The 21,084-nt window shown below is 73.5% G+C and carries 26 protein-coding genes; 11 read left to right on the top strand and 15 right to left on the bottom strand.

Translation table 11 applies throughout. The features are described 5' to 3' along the window. Positions 1 to 20: 20 nt before the first annotated feature. Entirely contained in the window at positions 21 to 857 is an 837-nt protein-coding gene (locus ACTMS9_RS23030) for a nitroreductase/quinone reductase family protein (protein ID WP_441165991.1), read from the bottom strand. A 372-nt stretch (positions 858 to 1,229) separates the two neighbouring features. Between ACTMS9_RS23030 and ACTMS9_RS23035 the strand changes: the two genes are divergently transcribed. Next, positions 1,230 to 2,075 carry an SDR family NAD(P)-dependent oxidoreductase gene (locus ACTMS9_RS23035; RefSeq protein ID WP_441148831.1) on the top strand — a complete coding sequence of 282 codons (846 nt, stop codon included), beginning with the start codon at positions 1,230 to 1,232 and terminating at the stop codon, positions 2,073 to 2,075. 18 nt (positions 2,076 to 2,093) lie between these two features. Here the strand turns inward: ACTMS9_RS23035 and ACTMS9_RS23040 are convergent, their stop codons facing one another. Further along, positions 2,094 to 2,924: a hypothetical protein gene (locus ACTMS9_RS23040; RefSeq protein ID WP_441165992.1), complete on the bottom strand. Its 831-nt coding sequence runs from the start codon at positions 2,922 to 2,924 to the stop codon at positions 2,094 to 2,096. A 139-nt stretch (positions 2,925 to 3,063) separates the two neighbouring features. On the opposite strand from ACTMS9_RS23040, the gene ACTMS9_RS23045 reads away from it, so the two are divergent. Genes ACTMS9_RS23045 through ACTMS9_RS23055 form a run of 3 tightly spaced genes read left to right on the top strand, consistent with a single transcriptional unit; the run spans position 3,064 to position 5,995 of the window. Next, complete coding sequence (locus tag ACTMS9_RS23045; RefSeq protein ID WP_441165993.1) at positions 3,064 to 3,831, top strand: glycerophosphodiester phosphodiesterase; 768 nt, start codon at positions 3,064 to 3,066, stop codon at positions 3,829 to 3,831. 15 nt (positions 3,832 to 3,846) lie between these two features. Then, positions 3,847 to 5,235: an MFS transporter gene (locus tag ACTMS9_RS23050; RefSeq protein WP_441165994.1), complete on the top strand. Its 1,389-nt coding sequence runs from the start codon at positions 3,847 to 3,849 to the stop codon at positions 5,233 to 5,235. Positions 5,236 to 5,278: 43 nt separating this feature from the next. After that, positions 5,279 to 5,995 (top strand): thymidine kinase, encoded by a 717-nt coding sequence (locus ACTMS9_RS23055; protein WP_441165995.1) that lies wholly within the window; start codon positions 5,279 to 5,281, stop codon positions 5,993 to 5,995. Here ACTMS9_RS23055 and ACTMS9_RS23060 read toward each other — a convergent pair. Then, on the bottom strand, positions 5,992 to 6,450 hold the full coding sequence (locus tag ACTMS9_RS23060; protein ID WP_154936922.1) for an Rv0361 family membrane protein: 459 nt from the start codon (positions 6,448 to 6,450) through the stop codon (positions 5,992 to 5,994). The genes ACTMS9_RS23055 and ACTMS9_RS23060 overlap by 4 nt on opposite strands. 225 nt (positions 6,451 to 6,675) lie before the next feature. Here ACTMS9_RS23060 and ACTMS9_RS23065 point away from each other — a divergent pair, with 225 nt between their 5' ends. After that, a complete protein-coding gene (locus ACTMS9_RS23065; protein ID WP_441165996.1) occupies positions 6,676 to 7,113 on the top strand; it encodes a DUF6194 family protein in 438 nt (145 codons plus the stop codon). Positions 7,114 to 7,155: 42 nt separating this feature from the next. Beyond that, positions 7,156 to 7,530, top strand: coding sequence for a VOC family protein (locus tag ACTMS9_RS23070; protein WP_357611638.1), 375 nt, complete (start codon positions 7,156 to 7,158; stop codon positions 7,528 to 7,530). Between the two features lie 67 nt (positions 7,531 to 7,597). On the opposite strand, the gene ACTMS9_RS23075 is transcribed toward ACTMS9_RS23070, so the two are convergent. Further along, entirely contained in the window at positions 7,598 to 8,596 is a 999-nt protein-coding gene (locus ACTMS9_RS23075) for a tyrosine-type recombinase/integrase (RefSeq protein WP_210775518.1), read from the bottom strand. A gap of 81 nt (positions 8,597 to 8,677) precedes the next feature. Between ACTMS9_RS23075 and ACTMS9_RS23080 the strand changes: the two genes are divergently transcribed. Further along, a complete protein-coding gene (locus ACTMS9_RS23080) occupies positions 8,678 to 9,700 on the top strand; it encodes a helix-turn-helix transcriptional regulator (RefSeq protein WP_441165997.1) in 1,023 nt (340 codons plus the stop codon). On the opposite strand, the gene ACTMS9_RS23085 is transcribed toward ACTMS9_RS23080, so the two are convergent. The 6 genes from ACTMS9_RS23085 to ACTMS9_RS23110 form a co-directional block, all read right to left on the bottom strand. Next, positions 9,690 to 10,121, bottom strand: coding sequence for an Hsp20/alpha crystallin family protein (locus ACTMS9_RS23085; protein WP_441165998.1), 432 nt, complete (start codon positions 10,119 to 10,121; stop codon positions 9,690 to 9,692). The two genes, ACTMS9_RS23080 and ACTMS9_RS23085, sit on opposite strands and share 11 nt — an antisense overlap. Before the next feature lie 74 nt (positions 10,122 to 10,195). Next, positions 10,196 to 10,717 (bottom strand): GNAT family N-acetyltransferase, encoded by a 522-nt coding sequence (locus ACTMS9_RS23090; RefSeq protein WP_441165999.1) that lies wholly within the window; start codon positions 10,715 to 10,717, stop codon positions 10,196 to 10,198. A gap of 106 nt (positions 10,718 to 10,823) precedes the next feature. Next, positions 10,824 to 11,237, bottom strand: coding sequence for a DUF6069 family protein (locus ACTMS9_RS23095; RefSeq protein ID WP_441148841.1), 414 nt, complete (start codon positions 11,235 to 11,237; stop codon positions 10,824 to 10,826). A gap of 75 nt (positions 11,238 to 11,312) precedes the next feature. Next, positions 11,313 to 11,780, bottom strand: coding sequence for a MarR family winged helix-turn-helix transcriptional regulator (locus tag ACTMS9_RS23100; protein WP_441166000.1), 468 nt, complete (start codon positions 11,778 to 11,780; stop codon positions 11,313 to 11,315). A 52-nt stretch (positions 11,781 to 11,832) separates the two neighbouring features. Further along, positions 11,833 to 12,351: a DUF2087 domain-containing protein gene (locus ACTMS9_RS23105; protein ID WP_441166001.1), complete on the bottom strand. Its 519-nt coding sequence runs from the start codon at positions 12,349 to 12,351 to the stop codon at positions 11,833 to 11,835. A gap of 55 nt (positions 12,352 to 12,406) precedes the next feature. Then, a complete protein-coding gene (locus ACTMS9_RS23110) occupies positions 12,407 to 12,904 on the bottom strand; it encodes a MarR family winged helix-turn-helix transcriptional regulator (RefSeq protein ID WP_154936932.1) in 498 nt (165 codons plus the stop codon). Positions 12,905 to 12,973: 69 nt separating this feature from the next. Between ACTMS9_RS23110 and ACTMS9_RS23115 the strand changes: the two genes are divergently transcribed. Then, complete coding sequence (locus ACTMS9_RS23115; protein ID WP_441166002.1) at positions 12,974 to 14,203, top strand: MFS transporter; 1,230 nt, start codon at positions 12,974 to 12,976, stop codon at positions 14,201 to 14,203. Positions 14,204 to 14,207: 4 nt separating this feature from the next. On the opposite strand, the gene ACTMS9_RS23120 is transcribed toward ACTMS9_RS23115, so the two are convergent. Continuing rightward, positions 14,208 to 14,597 carry a cupin domain-containing protein gene (locus ACTMS9_RS23120; protein WP_441166003.1) on the bottom strand — a complete coding sequence of 130 codons (390 nt, stop codon included), beginning with the start codon at positions 14,595 to 14,597 and terminating at the stop codon, positions 14,208 to 14,210. A 69-nt stretch (positions 14,598 to 14,666) separates the two neighbouring features. Further along, positions 14,667 to 15,152, bottom strand: coding sequence for an N-acetyltransferase family protein (locus ACTMS9_RS23125; protein ID WP_441148847.1), 486 nt, complete (start codon positions 15,150 to 15,152; stop codon positions 14,667 to 14,669). Between the two features lie 110 nt (positions 15,153 to 15,262). Between ACTMS9_RS23125 and ACTMS9_RS23130 the strand changes: the two genes are divergently transcribed. Beyond that, positions 15,263 to 16,786, top strand: a complete 1,524-nt coding sequence (locus ACTMS9_RS23130; protein WP_441166004.1) for a glycosyltransferase family 39 protein — start codon at positions 15,263 to 15,265, stop codon at positions 16,784 to 16,786. A gap of 21 nt (positions 16,787 to 16,807) precedes the next feature. Here the strand turns inward: ACTMS9_RS23130 and ACTMS9_RS23135 are convergent, their stop codons facing one another. Further along, the gene (locus ACTMS9_RS23135) at positions 16,808 to 17,542 is read right to left on the bottom strand and encodes a class I SAM-dependent methyltransferase (protein ID WP_441148849.1); all 735 of its coding nucleotides are present in this window, start codon (positions 17,540 to 17,542) and stop codon (positions 16,808 to 16,810) included. 8 nt (positions 17,543 to 17,550) lie between these two features. Then, positions 17,551 to 18,132, bottom strand: a complete 582-nt coding sequence (locus tag ACTMS9_RS23140; protein ID WP_441148850.1) for a hypothetical protein — start codon at positions 18,130 to 18,132, stop codon at positions 17,551 to 17,553. Between the two features lie 439 nt (positions 18,133 to 18,571). Between ACTMS9_RS23140 and ACTMS9_RS23145 the strand changes: the two genes are divergently transcribed. Beyond that, positions 18,572 to 19,513, top strand: a complete 942-nt coding sequence (locus tag ACTMS9_RS23145) for an ABC transporter transmembrane domain-containing protein (RefSeq protein ID WP_441166063.1) — start codon at positions 18,572 to 18,574, stop codon at positions 19,511 to 19,513. Next, positions 19,477 to 20,022 carry an ATP-binding cassette domain-containing protein gene (locus ACTMS9_RS23150; protein ID WP_441166005.1) on the top strand — a complete coding sequence of 182 codons (546 nt, stop codon included), beginning with the start codon at positions 19,477 to 19,479 and terminating at the stop codon, positions 20,020 to 20,022. The genes ACTMS9_RS23145 and ACTMS9_RS23150 overlap by 37 nt, the downstream gene beginning before the upstream one ends. 61 nt (positions 20,023 to 20,083) lie before the next feature. Here the strand turns inward: ACTMS9_RS23150 and ACTMS9_RS23155 are convergent, their stop codons facing one another. Further along, a complete protein-coding gene (locus ACTMS9_RS23155; RefSeq protein WP_357611683.1) occupies positions 20,084 to 21,001 on the bottom strand; it encodes an EamA family transporter in 918 nt (305 codons plus the stop codon). Positions 21,002 to 21,084 lie beyond the last annotated feature (83 nt).

Genomic DNA, 21,084 nt, shown 5'->3' on the forward strand with positions numbered 1-21,084 from the left:
CCCGCCGGGCGGCGACGACGTCACCCGACGGCGGCGTTCAGGACCGGCGCCAGCTGCTCCTCCTCGTACGCCAGGTGCGCCCGCACCTGGTCGGTCAGGCGGTCCACCTCCTGGCCCAGCGCGTCGCGGTCGGCGGCGGGAGTGGCCAGGACGGCACGCAACTCGTCCAGCAACGCCGCCATCGCCCGGTGCTCGGCGGCGAGGCGGTCGAGCACCGGGGCGAGATCCGGCCGCTCGTCGGCCAGCCAGGCGAAGAGGCCCCCGTCCTCGCGCTGGTGGTGCCCGTGCAGCCCCTCGCAGAGGGTCAGGCAGTTCACCCGCAGCTGCGCGCCGATCGTCGGCCCCGCCGCCGCCACCTCCTGCCGGATCAGGGCGAGTTCGCGGCGAAACGCGTCGTGCACGGCGATCAGCGCCGCGCCCGGGGGGCCGGGCGGCGGGCTCGGCGGGCCGGGCAGCGGCTCCAACGCCACCACCGGCAGCCGACGGCCCGCCCGGTCCTGGTAGTCGGCCCACCCCGGGTCGGCCTCGGCGGCCCGGGCGAAGGCGCGGTCCCGGTCGGCGTCGGGGAGCACCTCGGCGCGGGCCCGGTAGGTGAAGACCCCGTCCTCCACGGTGACCAGCGGGTCGGCCACCAGGTTGCGGAACCACTGCGGGTGCCGCGGCGCGCCCCCGGCGGAGGCGATCACCAGGACCCGGTCCCCGTCGGGCAGATAGCCCAGCGGGGTGGTGTGCGGGGCGCCGGTACGCGCCCCGGTGGTGGTGAGCAACAGCAGTCGGGCGCCCTCGAACCAGCCGCCGACACGGCCGGCGTTGGCGCGGAACTCTTCGATGACCTGGGTGTTGACGTCGTTCGGCATGCGGTGTGGCTACTCCGGGCAGATGGGCGCGCCGCGCGGCGGCGCGGTGGGTGCGAAGAGCGGGGAACGCGGACGTCGACGGACGGCACGCGCAGCAGGCGGCACCGACGGCCCGAGCCGTGGTGCGTGAGGATCGCGGAGGCGTCGCGGCGAGGGCGACGGGCGGAGCACACGCGTGGCGGGCCTCGGGCCCACCCGGGGCTCACGCGCCGGCCGGGTGCCCTGTCCGCTCGTGGCCCATGGCCGACCCGGCAGTCACGACATCGACCCTAGTGTCCGCTCCCCGCGCCGGGCAACCCGGAGTTGCCCTCGCGCGGCCCCGAACGGTGAGACCCTGCCCGCAGGCGTTCCACCAGGAGAGGCAGGGCAGACATGAGCGAGCAGACGGTGCTGGTCACCGGCACCTCCACCGGGATCGGGCTGGAGATCGCGCTGGGCTGCGCGCGCGCCGGCTGGCGCACCGTGGCCACCATGCGCGACCTCGGGCGCGCCGACCGGCTGCGCGAGGCCGCCGACGCCGCCGGGGTGGCCGACCTGATCGACGTACGCCCGCTCGACGTCACCGACGCCGACGCGGCCGCCGCCGCCGTGGCCGAGACGGTGGCCGCGTACGGGCGGCTCGACGCGGTGGTCAACAACGCCGGCGCCGGGCACGTCGGCACCCTGGAACAGGAGACCGTCGACGACGTACGGGCCGTCATGGAGGTCAACTTCTTCGGGGTGCTGCACGTCAGCCGGGCCGCGCTGCCGCACCTGCGGGCCTGTCGGGGCCGGCTGGTCACCGTCACCAGCGTCGGTGGGGTGGTCGGTCAGCCGTTCAACGAGGCGTACTGCGCGGCGAAGTTCGCCGTGGAGGGGTTCATGGAGTCCCTCGCGCCGGTCGCGGCGAGTGTCGGGGTGACCGTCGCCGTGATCGAACCGGGCGCGGTGGCCAGCGAGTTCGTCGCCAACGTCGGCGTCGACCGGGACCGCGCGATCGAGCGGGCCGGGGTGTACGGGCCGGCGCTGCGCGCGTACCTCGACCGCAGCGCGGCGGGGGTCTTCGCGGCGGCGCAGTCCCCGGCGGACGCCGCCACCGTCGTCGTCGCGGCCGTCACCGGCCCGACCCCGTCGCCGCGCACGCAGACCTCGACGACGGCGCGGGAGTTCGTCCGGGTGAAACTGGCCGACCTCGCGGGGACGGCGGTCACCGACCTGACCTCCGGCTGGCTGCGCTGAGCCGCCTCAGGGCCTGCGTCAAAGCCACTGGCCGGCGGCCAGGAAGCGGCGCAGGGAAGTGGTCAGCGCCGCCACGAACCCCTCCCGCACGTCGGCGGCGACCAGGTCCAGCGACAGGTACGGGTTGAGGTCCTCCAGCTCCACCAGCAGCAGCGTCCCGTCGACGGTGCGGCAGGCGTCCACCCGCTGCACGCCGTGGGCGAGGGTGTTCCAGCGCACGAAGCGGCGGGCGAAGTCCAGGTCCGCCCCGGTCGGCGCGTACGGGGCCAGGGCCCAGCGCCGCCGCGGGTCGGGGGCGTGCAGGGCGTACTGGAAGGCGTCGTCGACGAAGTAGAAGGACACCTCGTACCGGAAGGGCACCCGCGGCTGGATCAGCGACTGCCCGTCGACCGCCTCGGCGAGCCCATCGCGGGAAACGAACCGCAGGCCGACGGAGTCCGCGCCGACGACCGGCTTGACCACGTACTCGTCGGTCGGCGGCAGCCGGTCGACGTCGGCGAGCCGGTCGACGGTCGGGATCACCGGCTCGCCGGCGGCGGTGAGTTCCACCAGGTACCGCTTGCCCGCCATGTCGCCCCGGCCGGTCAGCGGGTTGTACACCCGCACGCCCCCGGCCAGCGCGGCGGCGCGGAACACCTCGTACGCCTCCCGGTAGGCCAGGACCGGGCCGCTGTTGCGGACCACGACCGCGTCGAAGCGGTCCATCAGGGCGGCCGCGTCGCGGGGATGGCACAGCGCCAGGTCGAAGTCATCGCGCAGCCGGGAGGTCAGGAAGACGTCCTCGTCGCCGTAGCGGCGGCCCTGCGCCGGGTAGGCCAGGTCGGTGACGAACAGGATGCTGGGCCGCACGCGTCTCCCCCGCCTCACGCCGGTCGCGGCGGGCGCGCCGCGAGGTCGCAGGGCACCGTACCGGGTGGCCGGACCGGCGACACGGGGTGCTCGCCGGCCGGTCGTCCGTGGGCCACCGGGGCGAGGCATACTGCGCTGCGTGCTGACCCGATACGGCTATCTCGACGCGCCCGCGCCGCTGGCGTTCGCCCATCGCGGCGGGGCCGCCGAGGGCGACGAGAACACCGTCGAGGCGTTCGCCCGGGCCGTCGGCCTGGGCTACCGGTACGTCGAAACCGACGTGCACGGCACCGCCGACGGGGTGGCCGTGGTCTTCCACGACGCCACCCTGGAACGGATCACCGGTGAGCGGGGGCGCATCGCCGAGCTGCGCTGGGCGGACCTGGCGTCGGTACGCGTCGGCGGGGCCGCGGTCGTACCCCGGCTCGAGGAGGTCCTGGCGGCGTGGCCGCGGGTGCGGTTCAACATCGACGTGAAGGCCGACGGCGGGGTCGCGCCGACGGTCGAGACGGTGACCCGGGCGGGCGCGGCCGACCGGGTGCTGCTGGCGTCGTTCAGCGACGCCCGGCTGATCCGGCTGCGGGCCCTGACCGAGGGTCGGATCGCGACCAGCCTCGGCATGCGCGGCGTGGCCCGGCTGCGGGTGGCGTCGCTGCACGGGTGGCGGCTGCGCCTGCCGCCGTCGGTGGTGGCCGCGCAGGTGCCGCCGCGCTACGGGCGGGTGCCGGTGGTGGACCGGCGTTTCCTCGCCTACTGCCACCGGTTGGGGCTGCAGGTGCACGTCTGGACGATCGACGAACCTGCCGAGATGCACGACTTACTTGATCTTGGGGTGGATGGCATCATGACCGATCACGTCGGCGTGCTGCGCGACGTCTACCGCAGCCGCGGCCACTGGGCCGCCTGAACACCGAGGAACCCCATGGCCGAGACCGTCACCCCCGCGGTGCAGGACCCACCGCCGGCGAGCACCCGCCGGGAACGCCGCGGCTGGTACCTCTACGACTGGGCCAACTCGGCGTTCCAGACCACCGTCATCACGGTCTTCCTCGGCCCGTTCCTCACCACCGTCACCGAGCTGGCGGCCGGCTGCGAACTCGGCGCGGACAGCTGCGACGGGTACGTGCACCCGCTGGGCATCCGGGTCGCCGCCGGCTCCTACTACCCGTACCTGATCTCGCTGTCGGTGTTCCTCACCGTCTTCGTGCTGCCGGTGGTCGGGGCGATCGCCGACCGGTCGGTGCATAAGAAGCGGCTGCTGGCCGGCGCGGCGTTCACCGGCGCGGGGGCGACCATCGCGATGGCCTTCGTCACCGGCGAGCGGTACCTGCTCGGCGGCGCGCTGTTCCTGATCGCCAACATCGCCTTCGGCGCGGCGGTGGTCGTCTACAACTCGTTCCTACCGCAGCTCGGCGGCCCCGACGAACGCGACGGCATCTCCAGCCGTGGCTGGGCCATCGGCTACCTCGGCGGCGGCGTGCTGCTCGCGCTGAACCTGCTCGCGGTGAGGTCACTCGGCGAGGAGGGCAACCCGCAGCGCACCCTGGACCTGGCCCGCTGGTCCATCGTGTCCGCCGGCGTGTGGTGGGCGGTGTTCACCCTGGTGCCGCTGCGCTGGCTGCGCGAACGCCCCACCGCCGCGGCGCTGGCCGGCGGCGGCAACGTGCTCACCGACGGCTTCCGGCAGCTCGGCCGCACGCTGCGCGAGATCAAGGCGTACCCGCTGACGCTGTTCTTCCTGCTCGCCTTCCTGGTCTACAACGACGGCATCCAGACCGTGATCACCCTGGCCAGCCAGTACGGCACCAAGGAGCTGAAGCTGGAGCAGGACACCCTGATCGTGACGATCCTGCTGGTGCAGTTCCTCGCCTTCGGCGGGGCGCTCGCCCTCGGCGCGCTGGCCCGGCGCATCGGCGCGTGGAAGACGGTGCTGCTGTCGCTGGTGCTGTGGATTGGCGTGATCATCGCGGCGTTCCGGCTGCCCGCCGAGGCGCCGCTGCCGTTCATGGCCCTCGGCGCGGCGATCGGCCTGGTCCTCGGCGGTAGCCAGGCGCTGAGCCGGTCGCTGTTCAGCCAGCTCATCCCCACCGGCAAGGAGGGCGAGTACTACGGCTTCTACGAGATCAGCGACAAGGGCACCAGCTGGCTCGGGCCGCTCGCCTTCGGGCTGGTGTTCCAGCTCACCGCCTCCTACCGGGTGGGCCTGGTCTCCCTGCTGATCTTCTTCGTGCTGGGCTTCGCGCTGCTGGCCGCCGTGCCGATCCGCCGGGCCATCCTCGCGGCCGGCAACACCCCACCGAAGGTGCTCTGAGCCGAGCCGATCGGGGCGCCTCGATGGACTAGGCTGCCCCGACGTGACCGACGACGCCGCTGCCGCCCCCAACTGCCTGGCCCGACCGCTGCCGGGCCCGGACGAGAACGGCATCGGCTGTGCCGCCGCCCGCGGTGTCGACGGGCGGCCGTTGCACGCCGCCGCGCTGAAGTTCTTCTGGGGGCCGATGGACTGCGGCAAGTCCACCATGGCGTTGCAGATGAACTACAACCACGCCCGGCAGGGCCGCCGCGGCCTGGTCACCACCCGCATCGACCGGTCGCTGGGCCCGCAGGTCACCAGCCGCATCGGCCTGGCCCACTCCGCCGTCGAGGTCACCGACTCCCTCGACCTGCGGACGCTGGTCCGCGACACCTGGGCCGAGGGGGTACGCGTCGACTACCTGATCTGCGACGAGGCGTCCTTCTACAACGTCGAGCACGTCGAGCAGATGGCCGAGCTGGTCGACGGCTACGACGTCGACGTCTACGCCTTCGGCCTGGCCACCGACTTCCGGTCCTGCCTCTTCCCCGCCGCGCAGCGGCTGTTCGAGCTGGCCGACGAGGTGGCCCGGATCCAGATCGAGGTGCTCTGCTGGTGCGGCCGGGAGGGGCTGCTCAACGCCCGAGTGGTCGACGGGCGGGTGGTCCGCGAGGGCGCGCAGGTCGTCATCGGCGACACCGCGGACACCGCCGAGGTGCGCTACCAGGTGCTCTGCCGGCGGCACTACCGCTCCGGCGACCTGGGCCCGCGCTCCTAGAAGGGGTCCCCGCAGACCCGCCACTCGCCGTCCTCCTTCACCACCGGCAGCCGGCGCTCCTCGGCGGCCCCACCCTCGCGGGTGACGCGGACGGTCACCTCACCGATCGGGCGGCCGGCCTTGGTGCGCACCGACACGTCGAGGATCTCGTAGCCGCTGACCACCGGCGGGGTCTTCACCCAGCCGGCGAAGCCGACCTCGCTCCACCGCCCGCGCGCCTGGTCGCAGAGCCGGTCGTACGCCCGGTCGACCTCGCCGGCGGACAGCTCCCGGAAGAACCCGTCGGCGGTCTCCCGCACCGGGCCGCCGGCCTGCATCACCACCTGCACGTTCCAGGCGCCCAGCCCGGCCACCCCGACCAGGCACAGCGCCATCGTCAGGCCACCCAGCAGCAGACCGGTGCGTACCGGCCGGCGGGGCCGGGCCGGTCGGGTCCACGCCTGCTCACCGCCCATCACCTGCGACCGTATGCGCACCGTCCGGTCCGCGCAGGAACATCGCCCTCTGTCGCATTCGCCACGGCATCGTCTACTGCGGCACGAGGACATCGCCGCCGACGCCCGCCACCACCTCGACCTGCTCCGCTGACGGGTTACCGCCGCAGTTGAGGGTTGAGCCGGGCTTCGAGCGCGAAATCCGGCTCAACTCTCACAAGGAACTTCAATGAAAAAATTGAAGCCATGGACGCCGACGACATGAAACGACACATCTGCGACTCGTTCGAGGGGGTCACCGCCGTCGACGGCGGCGGCGACACGTTCCTCGTCTACGACCCGCTCGGTGACCTGCCCGCCGACCGGTGGCTGCCGTTCGCCACTATCGTGACCGGCGACCACTACGACACCGCCTCGGCGTTGGACCGGCCGGGGGCGTGGCGGCTCAACATCGGGCTGACCCGGGCGCGGTACCTGTCGTTGTTCCCGGCACCGCCGGCCGCCGTCGACCACACCCGCGCCGACACGCTGCTGCCGCACCCGGTCTACGCCCCGCAGCACTGGGTGTGCGTGGTCGACCCCGGCCCGGCGACCCAGGAACTGGTCTCGGAACTGCTCGCCGACGCGTACGACTTCGCCGTGCGCAAGCACGCCAACCAGCGCCGCCGCCGGCACGTCGACTGAACCTGCCAGAAGGTGTCAGGTATCTGCGGCAGGCTGCCGGGCATGACAGTCACCGCCGACCTCGCCATGGTCAACCTGGACAGCTCCGACCCGGCCGCGCACGCCGACTTCTACCACCGTGTCCTCGGCTGGGAGATCACCCACAGCGAAGCCGACTACGCCATGATCAGCAGGCCCGACGGCGTCTCGATCGGATTCGGCCGGGTCGACGGCTACCAGCCGCCGCGCTGGCCCGACGAGACCTCCGCCAAGCGCTACCACCTCGACCTGTACGTCGACGACCTGACCGTCGCGGAGAAGGAGTTCGTGGCGGCGGGCGCGACGAAGCCCGAGTTCCAGCCCGGCGACGGGCGCTGGGTGGTGCTGCTCGACCCGGTGGGCCAGCCGTTCTGCATCTGCCCCCGCCCGCGCGGCTGACGGCCGTCACCCCCGGCCGGACCGGGGGGCCGGCTCGGGGGCGACGTCGTCGTCTCCCTGGTGCGGGTCAGCCGCGGCGGCGGGCCCGCGCCGCCCAGATCGCGTACGCCGGGTCCCGGTCGAGGTTGTGCCGGTCCCGGTCGTAGCGGCGGGTGGTGCGCGGATCGGCGTGACCCATGGCGTCCTGCACGTCCTCCAGCGGCACGCCCTCGGCGCGGGCCGTGGTGGCGAAGGCGTGCCGCAGCGAGTGCGGCGACAACTTCGCCGCCGCCGGAATGCCGGCGGCCAGGGCCAGCCGGCGGACCAGCCGGAACACCGAGTGCCGGTCGAGTCGACCGCCGGTGGCGGTGGCCAGCAGCGGGCCGGTGAGCTGCTCCACGCCCACCCCCTGCGCCGCCGCCCGCTCGGCCAGGTACGCGTCCACGGCGTACGCGGTGCCGGGGGTCAGCGCCCGACGGCGTGGCTTGCCGCCCTTGCCGACGAACCGCACGCTGCGGTGCCCCCGCTCGGCACCCAGGTCGTCGAGGTTGAGCGAGACCAGCTCCCCCACCCGCAGCCCGAGGTCGGCGAGCAGGGCGATGGCGGCCCGGTTGCGGGCGGCGGTCGGGCCGGTGTCGGTGTCGGCGGCGGCCAGCAACGCGTCCACCTCCTCGGGGGTGAGCCCGATGGTTGCCGAGTGGTCCCGGTCGACACGCGGCCGGTCGGCGCCGGAGACCGGGTTCGCCTCCACCGCCCGCAGCTTGACCAGGAACTCGTACCAGCTCGAGAGCGCGGAGAGCTTGCGGGCCACGGTCGCCGGGGTCAGCGGCCGGCCGGTCCGCGCGCCCAGGGTGGCCTCCAGGTCGCGGCCGTAGGCGTTGACGTCGAGGAAGTTGGCGTGCAGCGGGTCCAGTTCACGGGCGGCGCACCAGGCCAGCCAGCCGGCGATGTCCCGCCGGTACGCGGCGCGGGTGTGCTCCGACAGCCGCCGGTTGCGCAGCCACGCCTCGGTGAAGTCGACCGGCCCGGTCGGCAGGGCGGGCCGGGCCGAGGCTCGGGGCAGGACCGGGACGTCAGAACGCAGCATGTGAAAAAGGCTCTCAGCCTCGGCGGCCAATGACCACGAGGCGCGCCCGAGCGGATCCGCGCCGCGCGCTACCGTCGTCGGGTGCGCGCCAGCCGGCTGGTCTCCCTGCTGCTGCTCCTGCAGGCCCGGGGGCGGATGACCGCCCAGGAACTCGCCGAGGCGCTGGAGGTCTCGGTGCGTACCGTCTACCGCGACGTCGAGGCCCTCGGCGCCTCCGGCGTGCCGGTGTACGCCGACCGGGGTCCGGCCGGCGGTTACCGGCTGCTCGGCGGCTACCGCACCCGGCTGACCGGGATGACCTCCGACGAGGCGGCGGCGCTGTTCCTGGCCGGGGTCCCCGGGCCGGCCGCGGAGCTGGGCCTGGGCGCGGTCCTCACCGCGGCCGAGTTGAAGCTGCGCGCCGCCCTGCCGCCGGACCTGGCGGAGCAGGGTGACCGGATCCGGCAGCGGTTCCATCTGGACGCGCCCGGCTGGTTCCGGGACCCGGAGCCCACCCCGCACCTGACCGCGCTGGCCGAGGCGATCTGGGAGGAGCGCCTGGTCGATCTCCGCTACCAGCGCTGGAAGCGGCCTCGCGAGGTGAGCCGAGTGCTGGCGCCGCTGGGCGTGGTGCTCAAGGCCGGCCGCTGGTACCTGGTGGCCCGGGCCGGGGAGCAGGTCCGCACCTACCGGGTCGCGGCCGTCCTGGCGCTGACCGTGCGCGACGAGCGGTTCGACCGGCCCGCCGACTTCGACCTGGTCGCGTTCTGGCGTGAGTGGACCGACCGGTACGAGCGCGGCGTCTACCGCGACGAGGCGCGGGTGCGGGTCACGGCCGCGGCGCTGGAGTTCATGGCGTACGTCTTCCCGCCGGCGATGAGCCGGGCGGCCCGGGCGGCGGCCGAAGCGCCGGACGCGCAGGGCTGGCTGCACACGACGGTGCCGATCGAGTCGGTGCGGCACGGGCACACCGAGCTGCTGAAGCTGGGCGCGCAGGTGGAGGTGCTCGCCCCGGCGGAGCTGCGGGAGCTGATGGCGGCCAGCGCCCACGCGATGGCCGCCATCTATCCGCCGCCGGCGGATGCGCCGCACGCGTCCACCGGCGGATCCACCGTCACGAGGTGAGCTGCTTGTGCCCGTTGCCGCTGCTGCCGGCGGTGACGGTGACCCGGCGCGGCTTGGCGCGCTCCGCGATCGGGATGCGCAGCGTCAGCACGCCGTTGTCGTACCCGGCCTCGAGGCGGTCGGCGTCGAGGGTGTCGCCGAGGAACAGCTGCCGGGTGAAGGTGCCCATCGGACGTTCGGCGGCGACCAGCTCGACGTTGTCGCCGGTGGGGCGGCGCCGCTCGGCGCGGACGGTCAGCACGTTGCGCTCGACGGTGCAGTCGATGCTGTCGGGGTCGACGCCGGGCAGGTCGAACGCGGCGTAGAAGTGGTCGCCGTCGCGGTAGGCGTCCATGTGCATGACGGCGGGGCGGCTGGTGCTGCCGAACAGCTGCTCGGCGAGCCGGTCGATCTCACGGAACGGGTCGGTACGCATCAGCATTGTCGTGCCTCCTCGGTTCTCCTGGCCGAAGGTGTCGTAGTTGAGTCCATACGACTCAACTTCCTCTTCTCTATTTAGCGCGCCGCGCGCCCGGCGTCAACTCGCGAGAGGACCTTCTCGAACCAGTGCTCGGCGTACACGTCGTCGTTGTAGGCGGGGATCTCGCGGTAGCCGTGCCGGGCGTACAGGGCGCGGGCCTCGACGAGGTCGGCGCGGGTGTCCAGCCGGATCCGGTCGGCGCCGAACGTCCGGGCGTGCCGCTCGGCGCCGGCCAGCAGCGCGGCGCCGCCGCCGTGACCCCGGTGGGCGGGGTGGACGAAGACCCGGGTCAGTTCCGCCCAGCCGGGCCGCCGCCGCAGCCCGGCGCAGCCGGCGGGCCGGCCGGCGTGGTACGCCACCAGCAGCAGCCCGGTCGGCGGGACGAGGTCATCGCTGGGTGAGTCGACCATCGCCGCCTCGACCTCGCCGGGCCGGACGGGCCGGCGGTGGTAGCGGCGGACGATCTCCTCGAAGTACCGCCACAGCAGCTCCGCCGCGTCGGGGTCGGCGGGCCTGGCCGGCATCAGCGTCCAGGTGGTGGGGTCAGTGGTGCGCACCCGTCGATCCTCGCGCCAAGGTCAACGCAATTCCGTCGACGGGACCTGGCCGGGGACGCGGCGGCGGCGTCCCCGTAGTGGGGACGCCGCCGTCATGCGTCGATCGTCAGCGGGCGCGTCGGGGCAGGAAGGCGATCAGCACCGCGGCGACCGCCAGGTGCATCGCCCCCAGCATCACCTTGGCGCCGGTGGTCGCCTCGGTGGCGACGACGGGCACGAGGGACAGCAGGGCGATCAGCACCGCGAGCGCGATCCAGATGACGGTGGCCCGCCGGCCGGCGAAGCGCTCCAGCAGGACCAGCCCGGCCCAACCCACCAGCGCCGAGCCGAGGGAGAAGATGATGACCGGCACGACGCCGACGACGAACGCCGGCTGCCCGGGATTCTCGACGGTGTAGTCGACCCCGGCGACCGCGCCCACGATCCAGAGCACGACGCAGGTCAGGACGGTGGCGGCCACGCCCAGAGCGCGGCGGCGCAGGGACGGGGTCGTGGCGGTGGGATGCGCGGTCGCGGTCATGCGTGCTCCTCGGTCAGGGAACCAGACAGGTGCGACCGTATCAGATAGTTCCGTCCGGAACTATCCTGCTCGGGACTAGTAGGCGGGGCGGACGCCGCAGGCTCCGCCGCCGGCGAGTCGACCGCCGACCAGGGCGCTGATCGAGCGCAGGAACACCGCGCGGTCGGCCTCGGGCAGGGTGGCCAGCACGTCCTGCTGGATCCGGCCGGCGATCTCCTGCGCCTCGTCGAGGACCTTCTCCCCCTCCGGGGTCACCTCGACCAGCCGCGCCCGCCGGTCGCTCGGCGAGGGCAGGCGTCGGGCCAGGCCCGCGCCCTCCAACTGGTCCAGGGTCACCACCATGGTGGTCTTGTCGATCCCGCACAGCTCGCCGATCTGCCGCTGGGCGAGGCCCCCGGGCCGCGCCTTGAGCAGCACGCAGTGCGCGCGCGGGGAGATGCCCAGCCGGGCCAGGCCGGCGGCGTGCTCCGCCATCAGCGCGTGACTCGCCCAGGAGAGCAGGAACATCAGGTCGGGTGAGCCACCGGGCGAGCGCGAGGTCATGCCCCGAGGCTAACAACACCGTCCGGCACCAGATGGTTTGCGCCCCGGACGGTCACGGCCCGATGCGCCAGTAGATCCCCTGCTCACGGGCGAGCAACTGCTCGTCCACCAGGTGGCGACGCAGGGTCACGTGGTCCGAGCCGCCGCCGTCGCACCAGCGCCGCAGGATCTCGTCGACCGCCTGTTCCGGGTAGCGCACGCCCGGCTCGAACGCGGCCACGACGTGGGCCAGCAGCACCCGCCGCCGGCCGCGCTGCGCCGGCAGCCGCACCACCACCCCGTCGCGCAGGAAGGTGCGCAGCACCCGGTCCGCCGGTTCCTCCGCGGCGGCGTCCGGCGCCGGCGTCCGCGCGGCCTCGCGGAACCGGTCGACGTCGACCCGCAGGTCACCGCCCGCGTCGGCGATCACCTCGGCCTCGACCAGCCGCCGCAGCGCGGTGACCACCTGCCGGGTCGGCAGACCGGTGCGGTCCGCCACCACCGTCGCGTCGGCGGCGCCGAGCACGATCGCCGCGAAGACCTGTCGCCGTACGTCGTCGGCGAGGGCGCCCGCCAGAGCCTGGGCCGTCATGCCGGCCACCCTGCCAGCCGGCTCACCGGCGACGCCAGGCGTTTTCCCGGCCGGTTCAGCCGGTGGTGCGTTCCGCGTGCAGGGAGACCCGCCGCAGCAGGTCGGCCAGGAGTCGGCGCTCGTCCGGGGTGAGCACGCCGAGCAGGCGATGCTCCTCCTGGCCGATCACCTCGATCGCCGCGTGCCAGGCCGCGTGCCCGGCCTCGGTCAGCTCCACGTCGACCCGGCGCCGGTCCACCGTCGACGGGATGCGCCGCACGAAGCCGCGTCGCTCCAGGGCGTCGAGCCGGGCGGTCACCGAGGCGGGGGCCATCGCCATGTCGTCGGCCAGCTCGCCGGGGGTGGCCCGGCCGCGCCGCCCGGCGAGGGCGTGCAGGGTGTCGTACTCGTGGGCGGGCAGGCCGAGCTCGGCCAGGGAGCGGTCCTTCACCGTGCGCAGGTGCCGGGTGAGAACGGACATCCGGGTGACCGCCCCCTCGACATCGGGGTCGAGTTCCGGCAGCACGGGCAGCCAGCGCTCGATGTGCCGATCGGTGCGGTCGCGTGCCGTCATGCCGGCCACTGTACGTCGACAGCTAAATATTCGTTGACGAAATGTTCGGCGTCGAAATAAGTTGTCGGGGTGACTCATCCCCTCCGCGTACGCTCCTTCCGGCTGCTGTTCCTCAGCCGTACCGTCTCCGGCCTGGGCGACGCGGTCGTACCGGTCGCCCTCGCCCTGGCGGTGCTCCGCGCGACCGGCTCCACCGGCTCGCTGGCCCTGGTGCTGGCCTGCGCGCTGGTCCCCCGGCTGCTCCTGCTGCCCCTGGGCGGCGTGGTGGCCGACCGGTTCCACGCCCAACGGGTCGCCGTGACCACCGACCTGGTGCGCTGCGCCGCCCAACTGGTGGTCGGGGTGCAACTGCTCGCCGACGCCCCGTCGCTGACCCTCGTGGCGGTGGCCGCCGCGGTCGGCGGCGCCGCCTCCGCCTTCGCCATCCCCACCGCCGCGCCGCTGGTCGCCGGCACCGTCGAGGCCGACGGGCGGCAACGCGCCAACGCCCTGCTGGGGGTGACCGCCAACGCCAGCCGGCTCGCCGGTCCCGCCCTGGCCGGCCTGCTGATCTGGGCCGCCGGCCCCGGCTGGGCGTTCGTCCTCGACGGGATCTCCTTCGCCGTCAGCGCCCTGCTGGTGGCCGCGATCCGGGTCCGGCACGTGCCGGTGCCGCACCGCTCCCTCGGCACCGACCTGGTGCGCGGCTGGCGGGAGGTGCGCGCCCGGGACTGGTACTGGACCAGCCTGGTCGGGCACGGCGTGTGGAACGGCGCCGCGGCCGTGCTGATGACCCTCGGCCCCGCGGTCGCCGTCGACCGCCTCGGCGGCGAGGGCGTGTGGGTGCTCATGCTCCAGGGCGGGGCCGTCGGCATGCTGGCCGGTTCGCTGGCGGCCGGCCGGTTCCGGCCCCGCCGGCCCGTCCTGGTCGGCAACCTGGCCCTGGCCACGTACGCGGTCCCGCTGGTGTTGCTGGCCGCCGCGGCGCCCGCCCCGGCGGTGATCGCCGCGTACTGCCTCGCGCTGACCGCGCTGGGCTTCCTCAACCCGATCTGGGAGACCGTCGTGCAGGGGCAGTTCGCGCCCGAGGTGCTCGCCCGGGTCACCTCGTACGACTGGCTGATGTCGCTGGGCGCGATGCCGATCGGCTACGCGGTCGCCCCGCTCGCCGCCGGAGCCTGGGGCGCGTCCGCGCCGCTGGCCGGGGCGGCGCTGCTGGTCGCGCTCGCCTGCGCCGGCACCGCCGCCGTGCCCGGCGTACGGCGGCTGACCTGGCCCGCCGCCCCGGCGCCGGAGCGGGCCGGGGCGGCGGTGGGCTGACCGGTCAGAGCGCGTGACCGGTGGTGGCGTCCACGTGCTCGGGGACCTCGTCGTGCCGGTCCCCGACACTGGACGTGCCGGACGGCTCGAACATCAGGATGGACGCCCCGTCCACCGAGGACGGCCGGTGCGACGTCCCCCGCGGCACCACGTACACCGCGCCGCGGGACAGCACCACCGTCCGCCCGTCCTCGCCGTCGCGCAGCGCGATGCGCAGCTCGCCGTCGAGGACCAGGAAGAACTCGTCGGTGTGGTCGTGGACGTGCCAGACGTGCTCCCCGGCCACCTTGGCGATCCGGACGTCGTAGTCGTTGACCCGGGTGACGATCCGCGGGCTCCACAGCTGGTCGAAACCGGCCAGCGCCACCGCCAGGTCGATCGGCTCATCGCTCATCGGCCCATCCTGGCACCGCCGCGCTCGCGCGGGTGTCCCCCGCAGGGCGCGCGGGTGTTCCCGCAGGGCTCAGAGGAAGCGGTGCATGATGTGCAGGCCGACCCGCTTGCCGTCCGGCAGCGCGAACGCCTCCGGCACGGTGCCGATCACCGTGAACCCGAGCCGCCGGTACAGCTCCACCGCCCACGTGTTGGACTCGGCCACCGCGTTGAACTGCATCGCCGCGTACCCCTGCCGGCGGGCCCAGTCCAGGGCGTACTCGACCATCGCCCGGCCGACGCCGCGGCCCCGCGCGTCGGCGGACACCATGAAACTGGCGGTGGCGACGTGCGCGCCGGGCCCGGGCTTGTTCGGGCCGATCTTCGCCGTGCCGAGGACCCGGTCACCGTCGAGGGCGACCACGGTGACGCCCGGCGGCGCCTCCACCCACATGGCGCGTGCCGACTCCTCGGTCAGCCCCGGGTCGTAGACGAAGGTGTCGGCCGCGACGACGACTTCCCGCACGATCGACCACACCTGCGGCCAGTCGGCGTCGGCGAACTCTCTGATCAGCATCGGAGCAAAGCTAACCGCAGCGTGGCCGCCACGCCAACCGGGTTCGACGGTGCCGAACCGTGACCGGTACGGGACAGCGCGGCACGCACCCGAGCGGTCACCATCGGAGCGTGGCCGTACCCGTCACCGACGGCCCGGACGCGGCAGCTCCCGCCGGGCCGCCGCCACCCGGACCCCGCACGAAGGGGCCATGGCTGGTCGCCGGCGTGGTCACCGTCGTGCTGCTGGCGCTCGCCCACCGGTACGGCTACCACCGCGACGAGCTGTACTTCCTGCTCTGCGGTCGGCACCTGGACTGGGGCTACGTCGACCAGGGGCCGCTCGTCCCGGCGCTGGCCCGGGCGATGGACACCCTCGCCCCGGGCAACCTCGTCGTGCTGCGTACCCCGTCGGCGCTGATCGCCGGCGCCGCGGTGCTGCTGGTGGCGGCGCTGGCCCGCCAGTTCGGCGCCGGACGCGGCGGGCAGCTCCTCGCCGCCGGCACCGCCGCGGTGGCCGGGGTCGTCCTCGCCACCGGGCACCTGCTCAGCACCACCACCGTGGACCTGCTGGTCTGGCTGGCCGCGGCGTACTGCGCGGTCCGGGTGCTGCGCGGCGACCCGCGCTGGACGCTCGGCCTCGGCGCGGTACTCGGCGTCGGGATGCTCAACAAGCTGCTGCCCGCGCTGCTCGGCGTGGGCCTGCTCGCCGGGGTGGCGATCGCCGGGCCGCGCCGGCTGCTACGCGACCGGTGGGTGCTCGCCGGCGTGGCGCTGGCCGCGCTGCTCGCCGCGCCGAACCTTGCCTGGCAGGCCGCGCACGACTTCCCGCAGCTCGCGGTCGCCTCGTCGATCGCCGACGGGGACAGCTCCTACAGCGGCCGCCTCGACTCGGTCGTGCTGCAACTGCTCATCATCAGCCCGATGGCGGTGCCGATCTGGGTCGCCGGGCTGATCGCGCTGCTGCGCCACCCCCGGTGGCGAGCCTTCCGGGCGCTGGGCTGGGCGTGGCTGGTGGTGTTCGGCATCGTGCTGGTGGCCGGCGGCAAGGGCTACTACGACGCGTTGCTGCTGCTGGTGCTCACCGCCGCCGGCGCGGTCGTCACCGTCGACTGGGCTCGTACCGTGCCGCGTCGGGTCCTGCTGGCCGCCGTCGCTGTCGTCGCGGTCGCCGGCAGCGCGGTGCTGCTGCTGCCCACGCTGCCCGCCGACCGGCTGGCCGGCTTCGTCGTCGAGGTCAACTACGACGCCGGGGAGACCATCGGCTGGCCGGCGTTCGCCGACTCGCTCGCCGCCGTGCACCGGGGCCTGCCGCCGGAGCAGCGGCAGCGCGCGGTGATCCTCACCGGCAACTACGGCGAGGCCGGCGCCGTCGCCCGCTACGGTCCCGCACGCGACCTGCCCCGCGCCTACTCCGGGCACAACAGCATGGCCGAGTTCGGCCGGCCGCCCGCCGACGCCGACACCGTGATCGCGGTCGGCTGGGACCGCCCCGACCAGCTGCGCGGCTGGTTCCGGCAGGTCACCCTCGCCGGTCGGGTCGACCAGCGCGTCGACGTGGACAACGACGAGAACGGCGGCCCGATCTGGCTCTGTCAGGGCCTGCGGCGCCCGTGGGACCAGATCTGGGAGCAGGAGGTACGCCACGCCGGCTGAGCGGGGTACCGCCGGAAATCGTCAGACCGCCGTCGCCACCACCACGAACTCGCCGTCGTCCCCCGCGCCCACCGGTTCTCCCTGCCAGCCGCCGTGGATCCGCTGCACCCGGAAACCCGCCTGCGCGAGCGAGCCCCGCAACTCCCCCTCGGTACGGAACCGCAGCACCGCGTCGCCGCGCAGCTCACCGTCGGCGAAGCCGAAGTGCCGGGTGAACCGCACGACGCCGTCCCGCGCGTCGGTCACCTCGGTCCAGGTGACCACGACGGAGCCGTCCGGCAGACGGACCGACCGGCGCGAGTCGACCCGGTTCCACCGCTCCCAACGCCGGTCGGCCGGATCCCGGGAGTCGAAGAGCAGCCGGCCACCCGTACGCAGCGCCCGACGCAGCGCGGCGAGGACCCGCCGCCACTCGTCGTCGTCCACCACGAACTGCGCCACGTGGCTGGTCATCACCGCCACGTCGTACGCCCCGCCGGGCAGCACCTCCGCGCCACCCTCGATCCAGGTGACCCGGTCCGCGCCGGGCTTGGCGCGGGCCGCGTCCAGTGAGGCGCGGGCCGGGTCGACGCCGGTGACGGTGTGCCCGGCGGCGGCCAGGGCCAGCGCCAGCCGGCCGGTGCCGCAGCCGAAGTCCAGCACCCGGGCCGGGTCGACGCCGACCTCGGCGAGGAAGAAGTCGTCGTCGGGGCCCCACGGGCATTCGACGTCGTAGACCGCGACGAGACGGGGATCGGTGAACTCCGCATTGCGCACCGCCGCACCTATCCCACGGGGCCAGCGGGAGCAAACCGGAAGTGGATCCCGTTGGGAAGGGCGTCATGCGTCAGCCCGGTGATGTCGCTGAATTCGCTGAGCCGAGCGAGGGCCACGTCGGCGGTCAGGGTGTCGCTCAGCGACACGGTGATGCCGGCGAAGTGCAACCACGCGTCTGCGGCGACCGATTCGAGTCCCAGCCTGTCCAGGTCACCGGACACGTTCACCCGGACCTGGATGGCCAGATCGCGCTGCTCCAGTATCTGCAGCTGGATCGCGTCGTAGCGGTGGTGCGCGAAGTAGTAGACACTGGCCTCGCCCGGCTCGGCGAATCGTGAGCTGCTGGCACTCCGGCCTGCCATGCTGCGCCACCCGTCCGCCTGGATCGGCAGCCACTCGAGGTCGAGGGTGAGTGGGCTGCTCCCATGATCGCGGGACACCGGCTGGAAGGGAAAGTGGAAGCTCCAGGTCAGCTGCGGTGGCAGTCCTAGCGTCCGGTTCTCGAACAACAGCCCCCGCCACTCACCGCCCTCGGCCGGAACGAAATCGCTGCGGTCCAGGGCGTCCTCGTCACCTGCCTCGTCGATCATCGGTGCAGTCTGCCACCGCAGCGAAGCAAGCGTGACCCGGCTCGTGCCGTCCCAACTCCCGTGACCGCCTGGCAACGTCGCTGTTGAACGACATGTGGTCTTCAGTCGGTACGACGCCGATCTTCAGTGATCGATCGCTGGTCATGGTTGGCCGCGCAGGTGGTGTAGGCGTCCACGTCCGCCGGGTACGGGGCGGACGGTGAACTAACTGGATCTTTCAACGGTCTCGTCCAAGCGTGGGCAGACCGCCGCGGACGATCTGCGGACGGGGTGGTTGCCGCATCGCCGTCCGTGCCGGGGGCGGCAGTAGGCGGTCGAGTTCGCGGAGTTCTTTCAGCGCTTGCTTCCGGACGGCGTGGCAGTCCGGGCAGATCGGGTCGGTCGTGATGCGCCGCTTATAGACCGAGGCGGCGGCGGGCAGCGGTAGCTCGCACATCACCTGGTCACCCGGACCACGCGGGACGTCGCGCTGCTCTCCACCGAGGTCCGCACGGCCGTGCCGGACGCGATGACCGCCGGAACGGCGATCCTCGTCGGGCTGGGCGCGATGCTGCTGCTGGACCCGCGCGTGGCCGTTCCCGGCCTGGTCGGTGTGCCGCTGGTGTGGCTGGTGGCGCGCCGTTACCTCGCACGGGCGGGCGGCGCGTACCTACGGGAGAGCTCGGCGTACTCCCGGATCACTGACGGCCTCGCCGAGACAGTCGACGGTGCGCGCACGGTCGAGGCGTTCGGCCTCGCCGACCGCCGCGTGCGGCGGGCGCGTCGCGACGTCGCGGAGGCGTCCGCCGCCGAGCGGTACACCCTGCGGCTACGCACGGCGTTTCTGCCCTGTCTCGACACCGCGACCATGGTGCCCGTGGTGCTCACCCTGCTGATCGGAGGCTACCTGCACGCCGCCGGTCTGGTGGGGGTGTCGACCGTGACCACGGCGACGCTCTACGCCCACCAGCTCATCCAGCCGGTCAACCTGCTGCTGGGCCGGCTGGAGGACCTTCAGCTCGGCGGCGCTTCGATGGCCCGGCTGCTCGGGGTCCGACCCGGACGCCGCGATGGCGGGTCGGCGGCCACGCCGCCGGGCGAAGAGTGGGTGATCCAGCTCCGCGGGGTCCGGCACGCGTACCAGCCGGGCCGCGACGTTCTGCACGGGGTGGACCTGGAGATACGGCCGGGTGAGACGTTGGCCGTCGTCGGTCCGTCCGGTGCTGGAAAGAGCACGCTGGGGCGGCTGATCGCCGGACTTGAAGCGCCCCGCGCCGGTGCGGTCACCGTCGGCGGCGTGGCGCTGACCGCGCTGCCCCCGGACGAGCTGCGCAGGCGAGTCGTCCTCGTCCGGCAGGAGTCCATGTGTTCGCCGGTACGCTGCGGGAGAACGTCAACCTGACCCGGCCCGATGCCGCGGATCACGAGATCGAGAACGCGTTGCGCGCCGTGGGCGCCTGGGACTGGGCGCAACGGATCGGGATCGACACACGGGTCGGCGCCGGAGGCGTCGACCTTTCCCCGGCTCAGGCGCAGCAGGTGTCACTGTCCCGCGTCGTCCTCACCGATCCGGCCGTCGTGGTGCTGGACGAGGCCACCGCCATGCTCGATCCCCGCGCCGCCCGGGACCTCGAACGGTCGCTCGCGGCGCTGATCACTGGCCGCACGGTCGTCGTCATCGCGCACCGACTCGACACCGCTCGACGGGCCGACCGGGTGGCCGTCCTGCTGAATGGCCGGATCGTTGAATTGGGACACCATGACGCCCTGGTCGAGGCGGATGGTCCGTATGCGGCGCTGTGGCGAGCTTGGAGCGCCGGTCCCGCCCGGGATGATCCGAGTCCCGCACCGCGGCCCTCCCGACAACGTGGCGGCCCGACCGACGTTCGTCTCGACGGTCCCGGCTCGTGACCCACCTCGGCCCGGGGAGTCGATGCCGTCTCGCTGCGGGTCTGCTCTGACGAGCCGCGCCTCAGTTCGTTTCGGCCGGCACGCGGTCCTGCCCGGTCACCGACGCGACGGGCAGGAGTCGGGGGCGGCCCGGGCGCACCGCGCCGATCGCGATGCCGGCGATCACGAGAACGGCCGCGACGACGGTGACCATGGTGACCGGCTCGTCGCGGAAGAGCGCGGCGGCCGCCAGGCCGAAGACCGGGATCAGCAGTGCGTACGGGGCCACCGGGGTGGCCCCGTGGACCTTGATGAGGTGACCCCACACGGCGTACCCGAGCAGGGTGGCCACCCAGGCGACGTACACGGTGGCCGCGGCGCCGGACGGCGTCATCGACCGCAACGCGGCCAGGTCCTTCCCGGCTCCCTCGAACAGCAGCGAAAGCACCAGCAGCGGCACCGGAGGGACCAGACTCACCCAGACCATGAACCGGAACATGTCCGGAGGGCTCGCCCGTCGGGTGGCGACGTTGGACAACCCCCAACAGACGGCGGCGACAATGACGAGTAGGAAGCCGACGACCGGTGCGGTGGCGCCGAGGCGCAGCCCGACCAGGACGATGCCGGCGGCCGCGATCGCCATGCCGCCCAACTGCGCCACTCGAGGCTGCTCGCGCAGCAGGACTGCGGCGAAGAGGACAGTGAAGGCGGCCTGACTCTGCAGCACCAGCGACGCCAGCCCGGGCGGCATGCCGATGTGCATCCCGATGAAGAGGAAGCTGAACTTGAGCACGCCGAGCACGATCCCGACGATGACCACCCACCGCCATGCCACCCGTGGCGGACCGACGAAGAAAACTGCGGGAACGGCCGCCAGGAGGAAACGCAACGCGGAAAACAGCAAGGGCGGGAAATCGTCGAGCCCCACGTCGATGACGACGAAGTTGACTCCCCAGATGGCCGCGACGAGAACGGCAAGTAAGACGTGAGCGGGCTTCATTCTGCTGTCTCTTTCACGGTGGTCACCTGAGGGTGAACAAAACCACAGAACGTCCCCGTCCGCCAGCGAGACCTGCTAAACGA

This window comes from Micromonospora sp. L31 (genome assembly GCF_052068075.1).
GTDB classification, from domain to species: Bacteria; Actinomycetota; Actinomycetes; order Mycobacteriales; family Micromonosporaceae; genus Micromonospora; species Micromonospora purpureochromogenes.

Excerpts from the sequence above, each read along its gene's own strand:
- ACTMS9_RS23030 (WP_441165991.1), bottom strand. The coding sequence starts at position 857 with ATGCCGAACGACGTCAACACCCAGGTCATCGAAGAGTTCCGCGCCAAC.
- ACTMS9_RS23035 (WP_441148831.1), top strand. The coding sequence starts at position 1,230 with ATGAGCGAGCAGACGGTGCTGGTCACCGGCACCTCCACCGGGATCGGG.
- ACTMS9_RS23050 (WP_441165994.1), top strand. The coding sequence starts at position 3,847 with ATGGCCGAGACCGTCACCCCCGCGGTGCAGGACCCACCGCCGGCGAGC.
- ACTMS9_RS23060 (WP_154936922.1), bottom strand. The coding sequence starts at position 6,450 with ATGGGCGGTGAGCAGGCGTGGACCCGACCGGCCCGGCCCCGCCGGCCG.
- ACTMS9_RS23065 (WP_441165996.1), top strand. The coding sequence starts at position 6,676 with ATGGACGCCGACGACATGAAACGACACATCTGCGACTCGTTCGAGGGG.
- ACTMS9_RS23070 (WP_357611638.1), top strand. The coding sequence starts at position 7,156 with ATGACAGTCACCGCCGACCTCGCCATGGTCAACCTGGACAGCTCCGAC.
- ACTMS9_RS23075 (WP_210775518.1), bottom strand. The coding sequence starts at position 8,596 with ATGCTGCGTTCTGACGTCCCGGTCCTGCCCCGAGCCTCGGCCCGGCCC.
- ACTMS9_RS23085 (WP_441165998.1), bottom strand. The coding sequence starts at position 10,121 with ATGCTGATGCGTACCGACCCGTTCCGTGAGATCGACCGGCTCGCCGAG.
- ACTMS9_RS23095 (WP_441148841.1), bottom strand. The coding sequence starts at position 11,237 with ATGACCGCGACCGCGCATCCCACCGCCACGACCCCGTCCCTGCGCCGC.
- ACTMS9_RS23100 (WP_441166000.1), bottom strand. The coding sequence starts at position 11,780 with ATGACCTCGCGCTCGCCCGGTGGCTCACCCGACCTGATGTTCCTGCTC.
- ACTMS9_RS23105 (WP_441166001.1), bottom strand. The coding sequence starts at position 12,351 with ATGACGGCCCAGGCTCTGGCGGGCGCCCTCGCCGACGACGTACGGCGA.
- ACTMS9_RS23110 (WP_154936932.1), bottom strand. The coding sequence starts at position 12,904 with ATGACGGCACGCGACCGCACCGATCGGCACATCGAGCGCTGGCTGCCC.
- ACTMS9_RS23120 (WP_441166003.1), bottom strand. The coding sequence starts at position 14,597 with ATGAGCGATGAGCCGATCGACCTGGCGGTGGCGCTGGCCGGTTTCGAC.
- ACTMS9_RS23125 (WP_441148847.1), bottom strand. The coding sequence starts at position 15,152 with ATGCTGATCAGAGAGTTCGCCGACGCCGACTGGCCGCAGGTGTGGTCG.
- ACTMS9_RS23140 (WP_441148850.1), bottom strand. The coding sequence starts at position 18,132 with ATGATCGACGAGGCAGGTGACGAGGACGCCCTGGACCGCAGCGATTTC.
- ACTMS9_RS23155 (WP_357611683.1), bottom strand. The coding sequence starts at position 21,001 with ATGAAGCCCGCTCACGTCTTACTTGCCGTTCTCGTCGCGGCCATCTGG.